Source organism: Peribacillus phoenicis (assembly GCF_047238085.1).
Lineage (GTDB): Bacteria > Bacillota > Bacilli > Bacillales > DSM-1321 > Peribacillus.
In genome coordinates, this window is record NZ_JBDFMF010000001.1 from 3,959,063 (window position 1) to 3,981,826 (window position 22,764).

The 22,764-nt window shown below is 42.2% G+C and carries 15 protein-coding genes, 2 pseudogenes and 3 other annotated features; of the genes and pseudogenes, 6 read left to right on the forward strand and 11 right to left on the reverse strand.

The window, feature by feature from the left end; genetic code table 11:
• Positions 1 to 52 precede the first annotated feature (52 nt).
• The gene (locus ABC374_RS19415) at positions 53 to 964 is read right to left on the reverse strand and encodes a LysR family transcriptional regulator (RefSeq protein ID WP_413019468.1); all 912 of its coding nucleotides are present in this window, start codon (positions 962 to 964) and stop codon (positions 53 to 55) included.
• A 120-nt stretch (positions 965 to 1,084) separates the two neighbouring features.
• Between ABC374_RS19415 and ABC374_RS19420 the strand changes: the two genes are divergently transcribed.
• Positions 1,085 to 3,088 (forward strand): YhgE/Pip family protein, encoded by a 2,004-nt coding sequence (locus ABC374_RS19420; RefSeq protein WP_413019469.1) that lies wholly within the window; start codon positions 1,085 to 1,087, stop codon positions 3,086 to 3,088.
• A gap of 332 nt (positions 3,089 to 3,420) precedes the next feature.
• Here the strand turns inward: ABC374_RS19420 and ABC374_RS19425 are convergent, their stop codons facing one another.
• Positions 3,421 to 4,869, reverse strand: coding sequence for a DHA2 family efflux MFS transporter permease subunit (locus tag ABC374_RS19425; protein ID WP_350302931.1), 1,449 nt, complete (start codon positions 4,867 to 4,869; stop codon positions 3,421 to 3,423).
• A gap of 254 nt (positions 4,870 to 5,123) precedes the next feature.
• Here ABC374_RS19425 and ABC374_RS19430 point away from each other — a divergent pair, with 254 nt between their 5' ends.
• Complete coding sequence (locus tag ABC374_RS19430; RefSeq protein WP_413019470.1) at positions 5,124 to 6,023, forward strand: TetR/AcrR family transcriptional regulator; 900 nt, start codon at positions 5,124 to 5,126, stop codon at positions 6,021 to 6,023.
• Between the two features lie 146 nt (positions 6,024 to 6,169).
• Complete coding sequence (locus ABC374_RS19435) at positions 6,170 to 7,843, forward strand: ribonuclease J (RefSeq protein WP_413019471.1); 1,674 nt, start codon at positions 6,170 to 6,172, stop codon at positions 7,841 to 7,843.
• 58 nt (positions 7,844 to 7,901) lie between these two features.
• Here the strand turns inward: ABC374_RS19435 and ABC374_RS19440 are convergent.
• The 4 genes and pseudogenes from ABC374_RS19440 to asnA form a co-directional block, all read right to left on the reverse strand.
• A pseudogene (locus ABC374_RS19440) lies at positions 7,902 to 9,238 on the reverse strand (amino acid permease).
• Positions 9,239 to 9,421: 183 nt separating this feature from the next.
• Positions 9,422 to 10,053: pseudogene (locus ABC374_RS19445) on the reverse strand (LysE family transporter).
• Between the two features lie 145 nt (positions 10,054 to 10,198).
• Positions 10,199 to 11,431, reverse strand: coding sequence for an MFS transporter (locus tag ABC374_RS19450; protein WP_413019472.1), 1,233 nt, complete (start codon positions 11,429 to 11,431; stop codon positions 10,199 to 10,201).
• 397 nt (positions 11,432 to 11,828) lie between these two features.
• The gene (gene asnA, locus ABC374_RS19455; protein ID WP_434547798.1) at positions 11,829 to 12,824 is read right to left on the reverse strand and encodes an aspartate--ammonia ligase; all 996 of its coding nucleotides are present in this window, start codon (positions 12,822 to 12,824) and stop codon (positions 11,829 to 11,831) included.
• Positions 12,825 to 13,081: 257 nt separating this feature from the next.
• On the opposite strand from asnA, the gene ABC374_RS19460 reads away from it, so the two are divergent.
• Both ABC374_RS19460 and ABC374_RS19465 read left to right on the forward strand, forming a co-directional pair.
• Positions 13,082 to 13,708 carry a LysE family transporter gene (locus ABC374_RS19460; protein WP_350299944.1) on the forward strand — a complete coding sequence of 209 codons (627 nt, stop codon included), beginning with the start codon at positions 13,082 to 13,084 and terminating at the stop codon, positions 13,706 to 13,708.
• Between the two features lie 149 nt (positions 13,709 to 13,857).
• Positions 13,858 to 14,310, forward strand: coding sequence for a hypothetical protein (locus ABC374_RS19465; protein ID WP_413019473.1), 453 nt, complete (start codon positions 13,858 to 13,860; stop codon positions 14,308 to 14,310).
• Between the two features lie 178 nt (positions 14,311 to 14,488).
• On the opposite strand, the gene thrS is transcribed toward ABC374_RS19465, so the two are convergent.
• Entirely contained in the window at positions 14,489 to 16,396 is a 1,908-nt protein-coding gene (gene thrS / locus ABC374_RS19470; RefSeq protein WP_413020400.1) for a threonine--tRNA ligase, read from the reverse strand.
• Positions 16,397 to 16,457: 61 nt separating this feature from the next.
• Positions 16,458 to 16,679, reverse strand: a binding site (T-box leader).
• 31 nt (positions 16,680 to 16,710) lie between these two features.
• Positions 16,711 to 16,932 (reverse strand) — a binding site (T-box leader).
• Between the two features lie 29 nt (positions 16,933 to 16,961).
• Positions 16,962 to 17,183 (reverse strand) — a binding site (T-box leader).
• 121 nt (positions 17,184 to 17,304) lie between these two features.
• On the opposite strand from thrS, the gene ABC374_RS19475 reads away from it, so the two are divergent.
• A complete protein-coding gene (locus tag ABC374_RS19475) occupies positions 17,305 to 17,580 on the forward strand; it encodes a hypothetical protein (RefSeq protein WP_413019474.1) in 276 nt (91 codons plus the stop codon).
• 44 nt (positions 17,581 to 17,624) lie between these two features.
• Here the strand turns inward: ABC374_RS19475 and ABC374_RS19480 are convergent, their stop codons facing one another.
• The 4 genes from ABC374_RS19480 to ABC374_RS19495 form a co-directional block, all read right to left on the reverse strand.
• Positions 17,625 to 18,227 carry a DUF7010 family protein gene (locus tag ABC374_RS19480; protein ID WP_413019475.1) on the reverse strand — a complete coding sequence of 201 codons (603 nt, stop codon included), beginning with the start codon at positions 18,225 to 18,227 and terminating at the stop codon, positions 17,625 to 17,627.
• A 409-nt stretch (positions 18,228 to 18,636) separates the two neighbouring features.
• Complete coding sequence (locus ABC374_RS19485) at positions 18,637 to 20,133, reverse strand: amino acid permease (RefSeq protein ID WP_413019476.1); 1,497 nt, start codon at positions 20,131 to 20,133, stop codon at positions 18,637 to 18,639.
• Positions 20,134 to 20,231: 98 nt separating this feature from the next.
• Complete coding sequence (locus ABC374_RS19490) at positions 20,232 to 21,557, reverse strand: peptidase (protein ID WP_413019477.1); 1,326 nt, start codon at positions 21,555 to 21,557, stop codon at positions 20,232 to 20,234.
• Positions 21,558 to 21,568: 11 nt separating this feature from the next.
• Positions 21,569 to 22,750: a thiolase family protein gene (locus tag ABC374_RS19495; protein ID WP_413019478.1), complete on the reverse strand. Its 1,182-nt coding sequence runs from the start codon at positions 22,748 to 22,750 to the stop codon at positions 21,569 to 21,571.
• Between the last annotated feature and the right edge of the window lie 14 nt (positions 22,751 to 22,764).

A 22,764-nucleotide genomic window follows, 5' to 3' on the forward strand; every position in this document is an offset into this window, starting at 1 on the left:
TTAATTCGTCCTTCAATCCATTTAATCAGTCCACAACCGTTTAATCCGTCCCTTAATCGATTAATTCGCTCTTCAGCCTAGCCGAGTTGGCGGCAGCGAAGTAGTCCATGACAAATAACCGAAATTGCTTGGCTACTGGGGTGAAGTAGCGTTTTTCTGACCAGCCGAGCCCTATTGTTCTTTGACAAGCAGGTTCTGTTATTCGGATTTTATGGGATAATGATCCGGTTTGATGAAGCCATGTCAATTCGGATACGAAGGCGACCCCCAACCCTTTCCTAACAAGGTCCGAGATGACAGCGGGTTCATCTCCTTCGAAGGCAATGTGCTGGACGAATCCCGCTTCGAGGCAAAATTGGTCGGTTAGGCTGCGGAACCCGAAGCCTGTATTCATACTGATGAATGGTTCATCTTTCACTTCTTGGAGTGTAATGCTTTCCCTGCCTGCCAGCCGATGATTGGGAGGCACGATCAAGTATATTTCTTCGGTGATCAGCGGTTCCCACTTTAAGTCCGGGCCTTCGATCGGAACGGATGATATGCAATAATCGATTTCTCCTTCAATTAAAAGCTGCTTCATGGATGATATGGATTTTAGGAATTGTTGAAAACGGACATCCGGGTATTGAGATAAAAATGTACCCAATAAATCAGGCAGGACCCTGGGAATGGTAACGGCCAAAGTGATGTTCTTTTGGTCTTGATCTGCTAATTCCACTATTTCGCGCCTTCCTTCATTCAGTTCCGCAAAGGCGCGTTCGACCCGGTTCAAGAATATTCGGCCGGCTGCATTGAGCTTGATTTTCCGGTGTTCCCTATCGAACAGTGCGACACCCAAATCCTCTTCAAGCCGGGATATGGTTTTACTGAGGGATGGCTGAGCTATTTGAAGTTGTTCCGCAGCCTTCGTCATATGTTCCATTCGTGCTACGGTTTGAAAGTACTGCAGCTGTAATATTTCCATATTCCCACTCTTTTCACATAGATTTAAATCTATTATTACATAATAAATTATGTATTATACAGTATCTAAAAAAGCCATTATCATGAAATAATCTCTTAGTTAGAAAGGGCAGGCTCAATAATGAATGGTTTACAACTTGTATTTCAAGATATAAAAGCAATGTGGAAACATAAACACGGGAGAATCGCCTTGATTTTCCTTTTGGTCGTTCCATTGATTTACTCTGGTTTCTTCTTGGCTGGATATTGGAATCCTTATGGAAAGTTGGATCAGCTCCCTGTAGCAGTGGTCAATCTCGATAAGGGTTCGGAAATGGATGATAAACCAGTCCAAGCTGGAGATGATTTCGTTAAACAATTGAAGAAGCAAAAAGGATTGGACTTTCATTTTGTCACGGCAAAGGAGGCTAATACAGGCCTTGAAGAAGGTACCTATTATATGGTTGTCACGATCCCGGAGCATTTTTCGGAAAATGTCACGACTTTAATGGATGAAAAACCGGAAAGAGCTAAACTTTTGTATACTGTTAATCCAGGTAAAAACTTCGTTGCCTCACAGATCAGCTCAACTGCTGTTGAAAAGATGACTGCAAAAATCAACGCAAGCATTACAAAAGTCTATTCTGAAGGCATCCTTTCAAAATTCCAGGAGGTTTCTAAAGGCTTGGCGGATGCCGGGGATGGAGCGGAAGAGCTTCATCAAGGAACGGCGGAAGCGAAAGGCGGCAGTGAGAAATTGGATGATGGCATTCAGGATTTGAATGATGGCGCCCAGAAACTGCAAACAGGAAGCGCCAAGCTCTTGGATGGACAAGAAACCTTAGCAGATGGTGCGAAAGGATTAACATCAGGTTCCCAGAACTTGTATTCCGGCATGAAGCAGCTATCGGATGGACATCACTCATTGGAAAATGGGATGAATGAAGTAAGTCAGGGTATTGAGGACTGGTCAGCCGGAAATGAAAAATTGACGCAAGGGCAAGAACAGGCTGCCGATACAGTGAATACCCTTAAGAAAAAATTGGATGCTTATATGAAAAGTCATCCTGATGCAGTAAAGGATCAAGACTTCAAGCAAATCATTGCCCTATCAGAAGGTTTAACCAAAACAGCTGCCACGTTAAATGCCGGTCAAAGGCAATTGGGCGAAGGTGCTGAAAAAGTGGCTGATGGACAAGAGACCCTTCAAACCGGGATGAATGCCTTTGGTGATAAAATGGCACTAGCTACCTCAGGTGCTAAGCAATTAAACGAGGGATCTGAAGAATTCGCGAATGGTTTCTCTAAATGGACAAATGGTTTCTCCACTTTAAATGCCGGAATCGTTTTGCTAGCTGGCGGAAGCGGCCAGCTAGCCAGTGGATCGACGGAACTACAAGACGGACTGGCTTCGCTGGAAACGGGCTCAAGCAAGTTATCCTCCAAGCTTAATGAAGCTGCCGATAAAACGGCTAGTCTTCAGTACGACGATTCGACCACTTCAATGTTCTCTGAACCCGTGCAATTGGTCCAATCCAATTTTTCTGAAGTTCCTAACTATGGAACCGGAATTGCCCCTTATTTTCTGTCATTGGCCTTTTATGTAGGCGGCATCATGGCTTCCAATATCTTGCCGCTTGGCCGCAGGCAGAATCTTAAGGTTACCGGAACCGTTCATTTCACGAATAAATTAATGCTGGTTTATGTAATCGGCTTGATTCAGGCACTTCTAGTGGATGCAGTGGTCCTGCTTGGATTCCATTTACATGTAGCAAGTGTCCCTGTATTCATTCTATCTAGCATCATCGTTTCATTTACCTTCATGACGTTCATTCTTATGCTGGTGACCGTATTCGGAGTGGTCGGAAAATTCGCAGCCGTGACCCTTCTCGTGTTCCAATTGGCAACATGCGGCGGAACATTCCCAGGCGAACTGGGCATGTCATTATTGACGAAAATCGGTCAATTTTTACCTATGGCCCACTCACTAAAGGAACTTCAAGAGGTCATCTCCTTAGGCGGCTGGGAAAATTTGCAGGCGCAGATTTGGATTTTACTTGCCTATCTCGTTTCTGCGGCGATCATTTGCTGGATAGCCAGTCATATCCAGCATGCAAAAGTAACTTCAGAGGAAGTGACATCTTGATGTAAAAAAAGCGCAGTGCAAATGGCACTGCGCTTTTTTGTATACAAGTGAAATCAACAGGTAAAACATACTGATTGATTCGTGGGTCGAATTAATTCTTGCGTGGGTCGAATTATTCGGTGGTAGGTTGAATGATTCGGTGGTAGGTTGAATTACTTCTTGCGTAGGTCGAATTATTCCATCGTGGGTCGAGTTAAATCGGTGGTAGGTCGAATGATTCCGCTATAGCCTAAATTATTTCCGCTGTAAATCAAACTAGATGGCTGAAGTTATAAAAAAATGCCCTATGCTTCCTGACGATTCAGGTGGCATAGGGCTTTTTATTGTTTCATTTAAGCGGTTTGGTCTTTTTTCATAGCTGGTTTTTCTTCAGCTGGCCATGCGCGCTTAATGAATAATGCCAGAATCAGCGCCACACCGGCAATGAAGGTAGATACAAAGAAGGAGAAGTTAATTCCATCCAGCATTGCCTGCATCCCGATTTGGGCTTTCATTTGGCCCATCATCTCAGCTGTGGGCTGGCTTGTTAATTTGCTCATCGCTTTCGTCATTAAATCTTCGGCAGTAGAAGCTGCACGGTTAGACATGACCGTAACGAGCAATGCCGTACCGATCGCACCGGAAATTTGGTTCAGTGTGTTATTCATGGCTGTACCGTGCGGGTTCATGCGGGCTGGCAGCGAGTTCAAACCATTTGTCATGATCGGCATCATGGACATTGACATCCCGAAGGAACGAACGGAAAACAGGATTACAATTTCTGTATACGTAGTTTCCATTGATAATTTACTAAGCAAATACGTAGTTACCACGGTGATAAGCAAACCGATTGAAGCAAGGATGCGGGCACCGAACTTATCGAAAAGCTTACCGGTAACCGGTGACATGAGGGCCATTAATAACGCACCTGGAAGCATCAGTAATCCAGAATCGAATGGTGAAATGCCACGTACTGTTTGTGTGTACATCGGAATTAAGATCATCCCCGAGAACATCGCCATGTTCAGTACGATTGAGATCGTTGCGGATAAAGCGAACATCGGGTGCTTGAAGATCTTGAACTCAAGCATTGGTGTTTCCATTTTAAGCTGGCGTGTTATGAAAAGGATCAGGGAGATGGCACCGACAATCAGTGTTCCGTATACCTCAAGGCTATCCCAACCCTTGCTGCCTGCCGAACTGAATCCGTAAAGCAAACCGCCGAAGCCTAAGCTTGAAAGGATGACCGATATTTTATCAATTGAGATATCGACTTTTTCCTTGTGGTCTTTAAGTTTAAAGAAGCCGAAAATAAGCACTAGTAAAGCTAGCGGAGTAATGAAATGGAATAGCATTCTCCAATCATAATGTTCAATGATCCAGCCTGAAAGCGTCGGCCCTATTGCAGGGGCAAACATCATGACCAAACCGAATAGTCCCATTGCCGAGCCACGTTTTTCAACAGGGAAAGAAGTTAAAAGTACGTTCATTAATAATGGCATCATGATTGCCGAACCGGCAGCCTGAACCATACGTGCGCTCAATAATAGCGGGAATACATGCGCTACACCTGCCACGATTGTCCCGATTGAGAATAGGAGCATGGCTGTCAGGAACAGATTACGTACCGAATATTTTCTTATTAAGAAGGCAGTTGTCGGAATCATGATTCCGTTCACGAGCATGTAGCCAGTTGTCAGCCATTGAACTGTGGAAGTCTCTATTCCCAGGTCTATTTGAATTGATGGCAGTGCAATATTTAAAAGGGTTGAATTCAGTATCGATATGAACGCCCCGACCATCAGTATGGCCAAAATGCCATACGAACCCTTTTTCTCATTTATTTGTGCAGTACTCACTTTTTATCTATTCCTCCATTCAAACTATTGGTTCATTTAATTAGACGAGCGGTATATTCCAATCTCACAAAATCAATAATATACCCCTAGTTCATTTTTTGCAATAAAAATTTACTGGTTTAAATAAGGGTTTGTGCTGCCATGAAAAATAGAGTACGATTAAATTTATACAAGCAGTATAATGAAAATTAGGTGATATGATGAATAATCGAAGGCAGAATGTCATCGATACGGCTCATAAGCTGTTTATTGACAAAGGCTACCAAGCCACGTCCATCCAGGACATTCTAGACGGCAGCGGTATATCAAAAGGTACATTTTATAATTATTTCCCTTCGAAGGGTGAATTATTTATAGCCATTTTCCGTTCCGTTTATACAAAGATTCGCCATGAACGGGAAAAACTGTTGATTGGTCAAGATTCCGCCGATATTGAAATTTTCATCCGGCAGCTCGAACTGCAATTGATGGTGAACAAGCAAAGCAAATTGCTTATACTGATCGAAGAAGTCCGTGTTTCCAACGATGAAGAATTAAAACAATTCATCAATAAGACGCTATTGTTGAGCTTACGTTGGATGTTTAACCGTTTTATCGATATCTTCGGGGAAAGTAAAAAACCCTATCTTTTAGATAGCGTCATTATCTTTCATTCGATGATGACCCACATGAGCCATTTTAGTTACCGTGCTAATCCCGCTGGTATACCGGACATACAAATTATCCGCTATTGCATGAACCGTATTGTCCATTTAGTCAATGAAGTGGCTGAAAGCGGCGAACAGATCATTGATCCGGAATTAATGGATACGTGGTTTCCAAAATTCACAAACCAGCTTGATGCTTGCCATAATGATTTGCTTCATTCCACCACGGAATTGAAAAAAGCGATAAACAAAGCTATTACTTGCGATGAAGATCGAAGAAGAGCCATTGAATTGGTCGATTTCATCCAAGATGAGCTGATGCAGTCAGACAAACCGCGAGAATTCTTGATAGAAAGTCTACTGGCCACTTTGAAAACTGGATATGCTTCACAGATCCAAGCATACATGGAGTCTTTTGAAGAAAGCATCACCTCTTGTTTGAGCCGATGAAGATGGAGACACACGCACCTACCGAAAATGGCAGGTGTTTTTTTTTATGGCTTCTTGAATTGCCCCTGATTTTATAAAAGAGTTGGTTTTATAAATGGGACCTAAGGAAACACTATCCTTATCATAATAAAGGGAGGTCTATCTACTTGAGTGTGAAAGAGAAAGCTTTATCCATACTGGCTCTCGGCGGAGTGAATGAAATCGGTAAAAACATGTATGTGGTTCAATATTCTAACGATATCGTCATTATTGACTGTGGTGCCAAGTTTCCTGATGAGAGTTTATTAGGAGTCGATTTGATCATTCCTGATATCTCCTTTCTTCAGGAGAATAAGGAGAAGATCCACGCTTTGATTGTGACTCATGGTCATGAAGATCATATTGGCGGTATCCCCTATTTCTTAAAAAAATTGAATGTACCCATTTATGCCACACGTTTAACACTTGGTTTGATTGAATTGAAATTAAAAGAACATAACCTTTTGGGTGATACGAAGTTAATCCAGATCGACTCTGATTCAAGATTGGAATTCGGGGAGATGGTTCTCGACTTTTTCAAAACGAATCATAGTATACCCGATTGCCTAGGGGTCACCATGCGTACGCCAGAAGGCACGGTCGTTCATACAGGGGACTTTAAGTTTGACTTGACTCCCATGAATAATCAGTATCCCGATATTCATAAAATGGCCAAGATCGGGAGTGAAGGTGTTTTGGTTTTATTATCGGAAAGCACGAACGCTGAACGTCCCGGGTCCAGCCCCTCGGAGCATCTCGTTGGCAGCCATATCGAAGAGGCCTTCATGCAGGCAAAACAGAAAGTCATTCTTTCGACCTTCGCTTCAAATGTCAATCGCGTTCAACAAGTCGTGAACGCTGCACAGAAGACAAACCGGAAACTTGCCCTAATAGGACGTAGCATGGTGAACGTCGTATCCGTTGCCATTGAACGAGGCTACCTCGAGGTACCTGATGGGATGCTTATCCAACCACATGAAGTCGATAATTATGCTCCTGAAAGGGTCGCGGTTTTATGTACAGGAAGTCAAGGAGAGCCGTTTGCTGCCCTTTCCCGCCTTTCCAGTTCAAATTATCGGGATATGAGTATATTGCCTGATGATACAGTGATTCTTGCCTCCACTCCAATACCCGGAAATGAACGGGATGTTTCACGAATCATCGACAACCTGTTTCAACTTGGTGCCAAAGTCATTTACGGTTCTGGGACTGTAACAGGCATGCATGTATCCGGACATGCCTATCAGGAAGAGTTGAAGCTCATGCTTACCCTGATGAAACCTAAGTATTTCATTCCCATTCACGGTGAATATCGGATGTTGCACCAGCATCGATTACTAGCTGAGTCTGTCGGGGTAGAGAAGGGCAATACTTTCATTATCAGTAATGGCGATGTGGTGGATATTGAAAACTCCGTTGCCCGTCAAACGAGAAAGGTGGCTGCCGGCAATACCTTTGTTGACGGTGTCGGAGTTGGTGATGTGGGAGAAATTGTTCTGCGTGACCGTAAGCAGCTTTCCGAAGATGGCATGCTCGTAATTGTCATAACACTAAGCAAGACGGAACGAAAAATAGTATCAGGACCCGATACCATTTCCCGTGGATTTGTATATGTTCAAAATTCCGAGGACCTCCTTAAACATGTGAATCGTCTTGTTACGAAAACGGTCAACGACTTACAAAGTGAAAAAATATACCGTTGGAACATCATCAAACAAACCATAAAGAAGGAATTGGGGCACTATCTCTTTACTCAAACTAAGAAAAAACCAATGATCCTTCCGATCATCATTGAAATTTAGCACCAAATCAAATGCACACAAAAAGGGACTCGACTTCGTATAGTCGAGTTCCTTTTTTTCAATCAAGTTCTGATTTACTGGCTTTTGCGGCCATCGCCTTGTTCTTATTCCAAACCTTGAATTTCATGAAAACGGCGGCAAGACCGATGATCACGATGAATAAAAGGCTGATGAAAAAACCTGGACGTATTTCTTTTTCAAGCAGAGTGCCACTGACCGCCGCTAAAATTAAAAGAAGTCCGAAAACGGCCGTAATCTTACTCCAAATCTTATTTTCCAAGATTTTGAATGAAGAAAGAATGATGAATGCCCAGTTATACAAAAGCAATATACCAGCAGATGTTGTAATGTATTCATAAATCTTGCCTGGCAGGAGCAAGGCAGTTATTATTGACCCTAAAAGTCCTAAGGCTCCAAGACCCAGTGAAGGAAGTGGAAGGTCCTTGAATTTCTTGATCTTTTGCATGAATAATGAGGGTGCGTTCCCGTCATTGGAGAGCGTTACCAATAGATTGGTTACACCAAATAGTGAAGCGGTCATCGTCGAGAAACCGGCAATGATGATCGCACCATTAAAAACGTGCGGGAAAAATGTCAGATGATAACTGTCCAATGCCGAAACGAATGGACTTTCTTTTTCACTGAATGCCCCTAACGAAATCATGGTTACGGCTAACCCTAATGAAACCACATATATGATGGTAAGAACCAAGAGCATGATTGTTCCTGCCTTTGGCGCATCTTCTTTCTTTTTAAGCTGCATCGCCATCAGTCCGATGACCTCAATGCCGCCAAACGCATAAAAAGCATAGATAAGTGATGTCCAAAACCCTTTTAGCCCTTTTGGGAATAATTCATTGAACTTATTCGGAAAGGATGGCGGTTTCGCTCCATCAAGACCAAACCAGCCGAAAACGGCACATATTGCAATAATGATAAACATTACGATTGCTGCTGTCTTAATTACAGCAAGGATATTTTCCACCCTGTCGAACCCTTTTGTCCCAGCAATACCACCACGATTGAAACAATGGCAAAACCGGATGCAAATAGCCAAAGCGGCACTTTCGGGAACCAAAATTGAGATAATAGCGAAAGCGCAGTAAGCTGGCTTCCCATGATCAATATATTGGAGGACCAATAATTCCAGCCACAGCTAAAGCCAGCCCATCGTCCAAATGCTTTATTGGCATAATAACAAAAAGAACCTTCTTGAGGATCGGCAGCCGTCATCTTGGCAAGCAGATTATAAACGATATAGGTACCTATTGCGGCCAATACAAATGAAAATACAATGGATGGCCCAGTCGTTTTAATCCCTATGGTCGATCCGAGGAAATACCCTGTCCCGATCGTACAGCCTACACCGACCAATGAGAGCTGCCACCATTTCATATCGCCCTGTTGTTCACCCGATGCATTGGAATCTTGACCAGTCTTTCCTTTCGCTGAACTGCAATTGGCTTTTGTCGTCATAACATTACCTCCTTCCATCATTCATAGTGTTGATAATGCCACAATGAATTATGCAAGGAAGAAGTTTTCAAATACCTATGTATTAATCTGAAGCATTCTCCTTTATGATAGGATGGCAGAAATGCCTTGATAAGCAAAATAAACCCCAAAGCCGACCAATGATAATCCAGAGATGATTGAAATGGCCATTAAGCTTTTTTCATTTAAGAACCTGCGAAATCCATTCGTTAATGCCGCTACAAAAAATCCCAGCAGGTAAGACCAAGAAAGATCATCCCGCTATAAATGAAAAGTTGTGATGTCCCATAACTTGAAGCTGTTTTAGCTAAAACAGATCCATATATCCCCAACCAAAATAAAATGGACAATGGACTGGTCACAGACATGATGAACCCAGTCAAAAAACAGGAAATTAAAGAATCTCTATTCCTGTATTCATTTAATAATATCGTATTAACCCGTAATACACTTTCGACTCCCGAATAAATAAGCACGAATCCCCCAAAAAGCCACAGAAAAATCTGGACGACCGGAATTTCTAAAAACCGTACCATACCTACATACACTAAAATCATGAACAAGGCATCTGCGATCATCGACCCTGCCCCAACGATCCAGGCATGCCAAAACCCGTTCTTGATTCCTTTATCGATACGAGCGGAGTTCACCGGACCGATCGGTGCTGCAAGGGTAAGTCCTAAGAAAAAGTAACTCAGCAGTAAATGTACACTCAAAAAGCATCACTCCTTCGAGCTAGTTCATGACTTGTACATTTTATGTGACAACCCTCTGCCTATAACCACATGCCAAAAAAATTTCCCGAGTTACAAAAAAAAGCCGTGGGAATGCCCGGCTTTTTGATATGTTATTGAAGCCGAATTAAGCAGCCGCTTCTTTTTTGTCTGAACTAATGAATTTCATAACAATCAAAACGATGCCTATACCAATGATCCCTGAAATGATATAGGTCAAATTGATATGATTTTTCATGACAAGAGACATGACCGGAGGGCCTGCCGCAACGCCGATGAACCTTGATGACATGTAGAAGGAGGTTATCGTCCCCCGCTGTTCCTTTTTTATATTTTGAGTGATGATTGCGTCGAGTGTCGGCAATAACGCACCAATTGCTATGCCCACCAAGCTTGTTATTACCAATAGAAGGAAGACCCTGTTTTTTGTAAAACCTACAAATACAAGGCTGATTGAAAGGACAGCTAAACTGATCATGATGATCTTTTTCATGATTGGTAATTCTCCCTTGATTTTTTTCCCTGCAACATAAGAGGATACGCAAAGAAAAAATAGCGGGATCGCTATCACTAAACCTTTTTTGATTCCATGCAAATCATGGATTTTTTCCAGATTATCAGACAAAAAGAAAAGAACACCGAACAAAACCAACATGACAAATACACCAATCAGGAAAACCGTATATAACCATTTTCCTTCCTGCTTGAATATTTTTTTCGTATCATGCCAGAAATCTTTGAATTTCTTCGGCTCATCCTTCTCCTTTGGTACCTTTATAAAGAAAAAGACTAAAACAATAGATATTAAACTGAAGAATGAAATCGAGAAGAATGGTAAAAACCAGATAAATGCAGCAAACAGGGAACCTAATATTGGACTAAGTACTTTCCCAAATGTATTCGAGGTTTCTATGATTCCCAAACAAGAACTAGTTTTTTCATCATCATCTTTGTATAAATCTCCCACCAGAGGCAAAATGATGGGCGAGGCCCCAGACGCCCCAATCCCTTGCAATACCCTCCCAATGATGATCCATGTATAGGGATTTTCCATTTTCCATGATGCATAACCAGCTATCAATCCGCCGATTAGGGCTAGAATCAGACTGGGCAGGATTACCATTTTTCGTCCAAATCGATCTGATAAATAACCAGCAATGGGAATTAAAAAAATGGATGCTACGGAATAGCTTGTTATCACCATGCTTGATTGAAATGAAGATATCCCCACCTTTTCCTCGAAAATGGGCAAAACCGGGATAAGCATTGAATTTCCAAGTGTCATTACCAATGGAATCGATGCCATACTGATCAGGCACCACACGCTTACATCTTTATTTTGCTTCTCATGACCTTCCATACTTACACTCCTCATCCATTATAAAAGCAACTTATTGCATAAAAAGTAAACATTGTGAAACCAATTTGTTTTGCATCATATATTAGATGTCTTCAATTATTATGTTATAGCTCAGATAGATTTATTCAGTTGCGCTTCACCCAAAATTACCCCTATTGACCGTTAAAATAAAAAACCCATTCTTTTTAAGAATGGGTCAGACTGTAGACAAATTAAAAGAAGAGCAGTTTGCCAAACCTCATCAAAGCTAGCGGCTTTGGTATCTCAACTAGCCAGTTATTCGGTAGGAGTGTTGCAAATTTCTTCAATCTAGTGAGGGGTTTAATCCATATAAAAAAACCTCCTCTTTCGATAAAATCTCCATTTCTGTTTAAAAATGGATATCCCGCTTTCGTCTTTATAAAAGAGTAATATTCCTCTTTTTACAGTCGTTTAAAATTTGGTCATTCCATACCGAAACCTGAACCTCGCCAATATGTGCTTTCTTTAGCAAAAACATGCATAATCTGGATTGCCCTATTCCTCCGCCTATTGAATACGGAAGCTTTCCTTCCAATACGGCCTTATGATAATTGAGCACCTTACGATTTTCGTTTTTGGATAATCTTAATTGTTTTAACAGTGACTTTTCATCTACTCGAATTCCCATTGAAGAAACTTCAAAAGCACATTCCAAGAGTGGATTCCATAAAACGATATCTCCATTTAGGTCCCAATCATCATAATCCGGTGAACGTCCATCATGCTTTTCCCCCGATTGTAACTCTCCGCCAATTTTCATGATGAAAATTGCACCATATTTCTTCGCTGCCACATTCTCTCTTTCCTTCGAAGTCAGATTCGGGTATAAATCCTCCAACTCCTGGGTCGTAATGAAGTGAATGTCATCAGGTAACACAGGCTTAAGCAGATGATGGAATTCAAACATATAACGTTCGGTCGATTTAATGGCTCTATATATTTTTTCCACTTCAGATTTTAATGTATCTACGTTACGTTGTTCTTTCGTTATGACTTTCTCCCAGTCCCATTGATCCACAAATAACGAGTGTAAATGATCCAGTTTTTCATCACGTCTTATCGCATTCATATTTGTGTAAATGCCTTCATCACACGCCAAACCATACCTAGAAAGAGTGATTCTTTTCCACTTTGCCAAAGATTGAACCACTTCTATTTGTTTATTCTTAATATCCAGAGCTTCAAAGGTAAGAACCCGCTCCACACCATTTAAATTGTCATTTATACCATTACCTTCATTTAAAATGATAGGTGCTGATACTTTAATCAGGTTTAACGCATTTGAAATTCCTTCTTCAAAATGACCCTTAATTTCATTTATCGCAATATCCGTATGCATGATATCAAGAATGGTTTTGTATTTATTCGGCATCGATAATTCAGGCATAATTATCCTCCAATTCCGCTTTGAATAGCGCATGCATTAAAATTGGCGTCTTTCCATTTGACTAAATTACATTATGAAGGAGTTTTCTGTGTTGTTACAAAACCCCCATGTCACGACTAGGTACATCCATAAGCACCAATCCGCAATTATCACCTCAAAAAAAGGGTCAAAAATGTGGTACAAGTCCAATTGTCTGAATACATTCAAATAAGTGAAGATGTAACAAACGATGAGGTGATGAATTGGGTGTTTTTTTCAGCTATGTATTATTAGGCTTATCACTGGCGGCTCCTATCGGTCCCATAAATGCTGCTCAATTGGACAAAGGAATCAAGAAGGGTTTTTGGCATGCCTGGGTTTTTGGCTGGGGTGCCATTTTAGCGGATTTTGTATTTATAGCCCTAGTCTTTTTCGGTGTCGTCCACTTTTTGGACAACTCTTTCATGAAGACATTTTTATGGCTTTTTGGATTTTTCGTCCTGACCTATACCGGAATTGAAAGTCTGTTAAGTGCAGGTAAGATTGAAGTGAATGCACGAAAAGCGAAAGATTCCCTTCTTTCTTCATTCCTGACAGGATTCATCATGTCCCTTTCGAATCCTTTATCCATTTTGTTTTGGCTTGGGATTTATGGATCCATTCTCGCAAACTCCGCTTCAAAATATGATATGGAACAATTACTTTTATACAGTTCAGGTATCCTTGTCGGCCTCTTAACCTGGGATTTCGCTATGGCCATCATCGCCAGCACCTTTAGACGCTTTTTATCCAAACCCATTTTAATGGGCATCTCGATCATTTCAGGAATATCCCTTATAGGGATTGGCATTTACTTTGCCATCCAAGCAGCCAAGGTTTTATTTACATAAAGAGTTTAGAAAATGTAAGAGTTTACTCGTAATTCGTTTAAATTATAAAAATAGGCTGCCCATTTTAGTATCCATCTTTGTCCATGTCGGACACTTATCCCCCTTTGTTCATAGCCTGAAAGGGTAAACAAAAAGGGAGGATTTCTTGAATGTATAATAATTACGGTTATTACTCTTATAATGATCCATATTATAATGATCCATATTATAATGATCCATATTATTACGATAATTCTTATGCCGATTTGCCTTATTGTGATAACAGACTGCCAGTACAAACACTGGTTCCAGAAGCCACTATTCAGAGCCATTTGAACGCAGGCCGACAAGGTCATTGTTTCAGAGCATTTTGGGGTAACAGCCAGCATACCTTTATTTTGATGGGCCTCAATACTGCCACTGGTATGGTACAGATACTAGAAGGTGGCATCCCAAATGAGGTTCATCGTACAGATATAGTCGGATTGCAATACCTAGGATTAACCTGCCCTGTCGGTGGCGGCGGCCAAGGCGGCGGTCAAGGTGGCGGTCAAGGTGGACCGGGCGGTAACTGTTTCCAACAGTTCATTCCGGGCGTTGGCTGGGTATGGATTTGTAGATAGAAAAAAGGCAGCCGAGCTATTTCGGCTGTCTCTTTTTATAAAAACATAATCCAAGGGGCATTTACTCGTGAATTTCATGCTTTTACTCGTGAATTTTGTACATTTACTCGTGAATTTTGTAATTTACTCGTGAGTTTTGCGTTTTTACTCGTGAATTCCGGATTAAGCTGCTTTTTTATTAGATGCTGCGTTCTTTTATTTGCTGAACCATTTTCTTGATGAACGTTTCTATTGCGACATTTTCAAATTCTTGTTCCCCGTATTTCCGGACATTCACTTGATTTTCTTCCTCTTCTTTATCTCCAAGAACCAGCATATATGGGATTTTCCCCATCTGTGCTTCCCTGACTTTATACCCCAGCTTTTCATTCCGATCATCAATTGTCACTCTTATGCCTTGATTCTTCAGTTCTTTTTGAACCTTTAAACAATAATTCAAATGAACCTGTGAGACAGGGATGATCTGTACTTGCACCGGGGCGAGCCATACCGGAAAAGCACCGGCAAAATGTTCTATCAGAATTCCAAAAAAACGATCGATCGATCCAAAAATGGCACGATGAATGACGACCGGACGGACTTTTTCATTATTTTCATCGATGTAAGTCAGATCAAATTTGTCGGGCATTTGAAAATCAAGCTGGACTGTTGCACATTGATGGCTTCGTTTTAATGCATCTTTAATATGAAAATCAATTTTCGGTCCATAAAATGCCCCGTCCCCTTCATTAACTTGATAATGTATCCCGATGCTTTCCAGTACATTTTTCAAGGCTGTTTCAGAAGCTTCCCAAAGGGAATCATCTCCCATTGAATCCTCTGGACGAGTCGAGAGCTCCACGGAATACTCGAATCCAAAAGTGCGATACACCTTATCAATCAGATGAAACACTTGTTTAATTTCACTTTCGATTTGATCCTGCCGTACATAGATGTGGGCATCATCCTGGCAAAATGTACGTACACGCAGCATCCCGTTCAATGCACCGCTATATTCATGACGGTGGACTTGACCGAATTCGGCCATCCGGATCGGTAAATCCCTGTAAGAATAAAGACTGTTTTTGAAAATAAGCATATGACCCGGACAGTTCATTGGCTTCATCGCAAATTTTGTTTGATCCACCTCTGTAAAGTACATATTCTCATGGTAATGATCCCAGTGACCCGATTGTTCCCATAAGCGCTGGTTCATCATGAAAGGAGTCCGAACTTCGTCGTAATCAGCCTCAGTCTGAAGCTCCCGCGAGAACTTCTCCAATTCATTTCTAACGATTTGTCCTTTCGGTAAATAAAACGGCATTCCAGGGGCTTCCTCCGAAAACATGAATAACTCCAACTGCTTCCCTAATTTACGGTGATCGCGTTTAGCCGCTTCTTCCAGAAATTCAAAATGCTCCTGTAAATCTTTTTTCTTTCGGAAAGCCACGCCATATACCCTTTGAAGAACTTCATTTTGATTGTCTCCCCGCCAATAGGCACCAGATACACGAGTCAATTTGAACGATTTTACAAATAATGTGGATGGAAGGTGCGGCCCTCTGCAAAGATCGATGAACTCCCCTTGTTGATAGAGCGTTAATTTTTCACCATTAGGGATGTTCTTTGCTATATCCAACTTGAAAGACTCCCCTCTGTCCTCGAATAACTTCACAGCTTCTTCATAAGTCACTTCGATCCTTTTAATTTCCAGATTTCCACTTATGATATGCTCCATCTCTTTTTCAATGGCTTGTAGATCTTCTAAACTCAAAGGATGGTCTAACTTAAAATCATAGTAAAAACCATCTTCCACGACTGGCCCCATCCCTAATTCCACGTTTTGGTATAACCTTTTCACAGCCTGCGCCAAAACATGTGCCGATGTATGTCGTAATACTTGTAATCCTTCATCCGAATCCAGAGTCAAGATCGACAGTTCGGCATCCTTATTAAGCTTGTGACTTAGATCAACCAGTTGCTTATCCAGTTTTCCTGCTACTGCCTTTTTCCTTAAACTTGAGCTGATAGACCCTGCCACACTTTCCACTGTCACCCCTTGCGGATATTCCCTTTTCTGCCCATCCGGAAATTGAACTTTAATCATTTTTTCACCCATCACATAAACACTCCTTTTTTAAATAATAAAAAAACGCACTCATCCCTATGCAAGGGACGAGTGCGTTTACCCGTGGTTCCACCCATTTTCCCATAAGCAAAAAACACTCATGGCTCTGGAGCTTGTAACGCAGCTTAGACGATATCAGTTACTTTTGTTCACCGATATAGCTCAAAGGCGGTAAATCAGTTTCCTAAGCCAGGAAGTTCGCAGCTACCCTTCCCTCTCTGCAGGCCGTAAAAATGATTCATGTCCTCATCATCGCAATATTTTTATATATAAAAAAACGCACCCATCCCTATATAAGGGACGAGTGCGTTTACCCGTGGTTCCACCCAATTTCCCATAAGCAAGAAACACTCATGGCTCTGGAGCTTGTAACGCAGCTTAGACGATATCAGTTACTCTCTTTCACCGATATAGCTCAAAGGCGGTAAATCAGTTTCCTAAGCCAGGAAGTTCGCAGCTATCCTTCCCTCTCTGAAGGCCGTAAAAATGATTCATGTCCTTATCATGGCAATATTATAATAATAAAAAACGCACCCATCCCTAAATAAGGGACGAGTGCGTTACCCGTGATTCCACCCAATTTCCCATAAGCAAGAAAACACTCATGGCTCTGGAGCTTGTAACGCAGCTTAGACGATATCAGTTACTCTTGTTCACCGATATAGCTCAAAGGCGGTAAATCAGTTTCCTAAGCCAGGAAGTTCGCAGCTGCCCTTCCCTCTCTGCAGACCGTAAAAATGATTCATATCCTTATCAATGCTTCTAAAATGTAAATGGATTTTTATATTGTTATATATATTACAATATATTCCCATAAGTGACAACCTCAAATTTATTTATTTTATTATAAACACTAAATTGGTATAATTAGTAAAAAAGGAGTCTCTATGAAAAGTTTAAGCAATTGGTCTATCGTATTTGCCGTGATTGGTACACTAGCATTTTGCTGTTCCCTTGCTTTACCAAAAGCCTCCGAGCTGCTTATGATTTCAGGATTCGGTGCGTTACTTATTGGTATGTTTTGCAGTTTCGGGGCCATGTATAAAAAGGAAAAAGGAAATTTGAAATTTTTGGCTGTGGCTGCATTCTTTCTTTTAAGTTTCATTCTCGTTTGGAATGAACCATTTCAAATTGTCAGGCTCTTGACCTGGATGAAGAATTAATTAAAATGAAAAACCCGTTCACCATGACGGGTTTTTTGATTGATTCAATTTTCATCGGCCATCGTTCGCCTTGAATTCTTTATTCCAAGCCATAGCGTAAGTCCAGTGGTCCAGAGAATTAGCGCACATCCGAAGCCGAGCAATGATAACGGTGCAAGGATTTGATGCTCCCTCAACATGACGGTGTCTGGCACAATAAGCAATGTGATCAGCGCCAATAAACAGAGAAGCACTCCTGTTGCATAGTAGATCTTGATTTGGAAAAGTGAGGCCAAAGGTAAAAAATGAATCCCGACAATAATGGCGATGACACCCGGTATTAGATCGGTCTGATCGATCAAATTACAGATGGCAATGGCAATCCCGATAAGCAAACCTTCGGCAATGAAGACCATATTAAACAAAAATCCGATACGCTTAAGACGCCTAGCCCCATTTTCTGAAACTTGATTGGACATTTTTTGTGATGCATGAATTAATGATATGCCTCCGATAACCATTATGATTCCGATCAATATGGCTGCGAGTTCCACGTAGGGAAACCCCCACCCCTGCAATCCCATTACACCGGTACCTGCCCACATTGTACCGAAGAACGCCATGAAAATGACTCCAATTCCAGAACCGCGAAACGACTCTTTCATCATCAGTTTCCTTTCATCCAAAGTATTATCATACATAGAATAATAGTATTGCGCACCCTTCCCAATTATTCAGCTGCAAAAAAATGATTTAAGATGGATAATTGCCGTTTCGGAGATATAATTCGATTTTCGCAGATATAACTGGATTTTCGGAGATATAATTCGATTTTCGCAGATATAACTGGATTTTCGGAGATATATTCCGATTTTCGCAGATATAACTGGATTTTCGGAGATATATTCCGATTTTCGCAGATATAACTGGATTTTCGGAGATATATTCCGATTTTCGCAGATATAACTGGATTTTCGGAGATATATTCCGATTTTCGCAGATATAACTGGATTTCGATACAAATCCCCATAAAAAAACCTGAGTCCCCAAAGGGGTCTCAGGTTTTTTCCATTGATATCAAGCCACATCTGATTTATCGAATTGACAATCTTTTAATGATATTAATTTGGTCTTGTGATAAATCTTGTATCCTAACCAGACTACCAGGAATATCGGTAATCCGATATAGGAGACGGCGACGCCATACCAGTCGATGCTGCCGCTTAGGAATGCTCCATAGTTCTGTCCTGCTATGACGAGCATGCAAAGGGTGAATGAAAGAATCGGACCGAATGGAAACCATTTTGCTTTATATTTCAGTTCGTTTAGGTCACCACCCTGTGCAACATAGGCACGTCTAAAGCGATAATGGCTTATGGCGATTCCAATCCAGGCGATGAAGCCGGTCAGCCCGGATGCATTCAATAGCCATGTAAATACATGGTCCCCGAAAATGGAGGTCAAGAAGGCGAGTCCTCCAATTAAGGATGTCATGATCAAAGCATTCATCGGGATTCCCCTGCGGTTGACTTTAGCCAGGAATTTGGGAGCTTGTTTATCTTTTGCCATCGACCATAACATCCGCGTTGATGCATATAGCCCCGAGTTCCCTGCGGATAGTAAGGAGGTTAACACGACCGCATTCATGACGGATGCCGCGAATGCCAGTCCTGCCCGTTCAAAGACAAGTGTGAAAGGGCTTACAGAAATGTTTTCGACATCTCCGTTCAACAAACTTGGACTCGTATAAGGTATTAAGAGGCCGAGTATCAGGATGGCCCCGATGTAAAATAAGAGGATGCGCCAAAATACTTGGCGGATCGCATTCGGAACATTTTTTTCGGGTTCTTCACTTTCTCCGGCAGCAATACCAACAAGTTCAGTTCCTTGAAAAGAAAATCCCGCGATTAGAAAGATTGAGATGATCGATAAAAATCCTCCCTTGAATGGTGCCTCATCCATGGTGAAGTTTTCAAATCCGATCACCTTTCCGCCAAAAACCCCCAATATGGTCAATAGACCAATAATGATAAAGAAAATGATGGCGATGACTTTTATTAGTGCAAACCAATATTCAGATTCACCATAGCTTTTAATGGATAGGGCGTTGAGGGTGAAGACGATTCCAAGAAACAATGCGCTCCATATAAGGCTGGGTACATCAGGGAGCCAAAATTTCATGATGATGGCTGCTGCAGCTATTTCCACGGCAAGGGTGACTGCCCAGTTAAACCAATAATTCCAGCCAAGTGCAAAGCCGAATGCGGGATCAACAAAGCGTGTGGCGTAGGTGGAAAATGATCCCGACACAGGCATATAAGTCGCCATTTCCCCTAAGCTCGTCATCAAGAAATAAACCATGATTCCAATGCAGGCATATGCAGCCAGGGCACCACCAGGTCCTGCACTCTGGATGGTTGCCCCGCTTGCCAGGAATAATCCGGTTCCTATTGAACCGCCAATGGCAATCATGGTCATATGCCTTGCTTTCAGTTGCCTTTTAACTGTCGGTTCTTGATTATCGGGATGCCTTTTAACTGTCGGTTCTTGATTATCAATGAGATTCATATCCATATGGTTCCTACCTCATTTTCTTTTATAGTTAAAAGTTCAAGAAATATAAGAGTTTTTAACAACCGCTTTGTGCTTTACTTGCTGGGTTACTATCCAGTTTAATTGCCATTGCCTGGTATCGTCTCCCTATTCCCGGATTGGGTGACCCCATCCTGCTCAGTCTCCATTCCACACCATTGAATTAAAGTAAGGGCAATGATCTCGGCTGTGGAGAACACGTTGTCGAGCAGGATGTATTCATTTGGATAGTGGGCAACCTCGGTTACTCCTGGCCCGAACACGATTGCAGGCGTTTCACCGACATGTGTCAGCAATCCCCCATCCGTTCCCCAAGGAGATGCTTCAATGACAGGGTCCTGTCCGGCCACTTGCCGATATTGATGAACAAGCGCATTCATCAATTCATGCTCTACGTCGATTGCTCCCGGAACCCAGCGTGCCCCGAACCATTCCAATACTGGTGGGTTTTCCTTGAACCATTGGTCCACTTCCCCCAGCTGCAATAACCAGGCAGCCATTTCGTCTTTCGCCTGCTCCATCGTTTCCTCCGGCGCAACGCCCATCCTTCCTTCGATTTTCACAAGGTCGGGGACGGATGACGGCCAATTGCCGCCTTCAATGACACCTAGATTGATAGGAATCGGAATAGGCGTGTTCTGATAAAGCGGATCACTGATACGTGCATTTCGCTTGTCTTCCAAGGCACGGATATGATTGATGACAGCCATGCTTTTTTCAATCGCACTAACGCCTTCATACCTTGTTCCGCCATGTGCTGACCGTCCTTTTACATGGATCCGGAACCACATCGAACCCTGCTGTTTCGGAAAGATCCTCATATTCGTCGGTTCAGGTATCAGGGCGGCATCGGCTTTATATCCCCTCAGGACGGCCGCTAATGTTCCGGCTCCGCCGCTTTCTTCTTCAATCACACTTTGAAATATGACATCTCCCTTTAATTGGATGCCATTTTCCTTCAATGCCTGCATCGCAAGGATCAGCGATACATTTCCACCCTTCATATCGGTTACTCCGCGTCCAAACATTCTTCCATTCTTAATCGCTCCGCTATATGGGTCGTCGTCCCACTGATCCCGGTCTCCATCCGGGACCACATCGATGTGTCCGTTCAAAATGATGGAACGTCCGCCTCCAGTCCCTTTCATGATACCTACCACATTGGGGCTGTTGGAAAATTCACTGCGTGGAGAATAGAAATATGAATGCTTTTTCAGCTCTCCGCCGTCAGGTTCCCAACTATCGATCTGCAAACCCATTTCCTGCAGCTTTTGTGCGACGATGGCTTGTGCCCCTGCTTCATTTCCTTGCGTACTCGGGGCTTGTACCATTTTTTGCAATAGGTTTGTTCCTTCTACCCGATGATCCTCTATCCATTGGTTTATCCGTTTTTTTATATCCGGCACATTTATCCTCCTTAAATACACATATTCTCATAGATTACTGAAAGTCCCATTCCACCTGCCATACACAACGTTACCATTCCGTACTTAACTTGTGAACGCAACATTTCATGCATCAGTGTGACTGTCAATTTTGCACCTGTTGCTCCTACAGGGTGACCAAGTGCAATTGCCCCTCCATTGACATTGACAATATCCTGATTCAAATCTAACTCCTTGATCACTGCAAGTGCTTGGGCAGCAAAGGCTTCATTAAGTTCAATCAGTCCGATATCCTCTAACGATAGACCTGCTTTTGCCAATGCCTTTCGAGTCGCTGGTACGGGTCCAATCCCCATAACTCCAGGTTCAACTCCTGCACTGGCGAAAGCCTTTATTTTCAAGAGCGGTTTTAATCCCTTTTCTTCTGCTTGCTGTTTGGACATTAATAGTACAGCTGCAGCTCCATCATTCATAGGACAGGCATTTCCTGCCGTAATGGTTCCTTCATTTTTGAATACTGCTGGGAGGCTGGCTAGTTGATCTAGATGAATGTCCTCGCGTACCCCTTCGTCATGGTTGAAGATTTGAAGTCCTTTTCGATCCTTGATTTTAAGCGAAATAATTTCTCTATCAAAGCGACCTTCTACTATAGCTTTCCAAGCCTTCTTGTGGCTTTGATAAGCAAATTGATCCTGTTCTTCACGGCGGATACCGTATTTTTCAGCCAAGCGCTCGGCAGTTATCCCCATATGCTCATTTCCCAAGGAACATATTAATCCATCTGCCAGCAGAGCATCCTCCATCGTTACGTTTCCAAATTTACCGCCCCATCTATTTTTCACGATATAAGGCACATTGCTCATGCTCTCCACTCCGCCGGCAATAATGACGTCTTCTTGACCAGCAGCGATAGTTAAAGCGGCGTTGGTAATGGCCTTTAAACCTGATCCACATGCTTTGATTACAACGTGTCCTGGGACACTGTGTGGGAAACATGCCAGCTGCGACGAAATTCGTGCCGAGTTAAGCCCGCCTCCGTGGACATAGCCGTGTCCGAAAATCACTTCATTGACTTTTTCTTTTCCCAAACCGGAATTCTCCATTAAACCTTCCAATACTTGACGGCCCAATTCGGTAGCTTTAACATTCCTGAGTGATTTTCCAAAGGATCCAACTGCAGTTCGCGCCCCAGCAACGATGACAACCTCATTCAAGCTTTTTTCCTCCT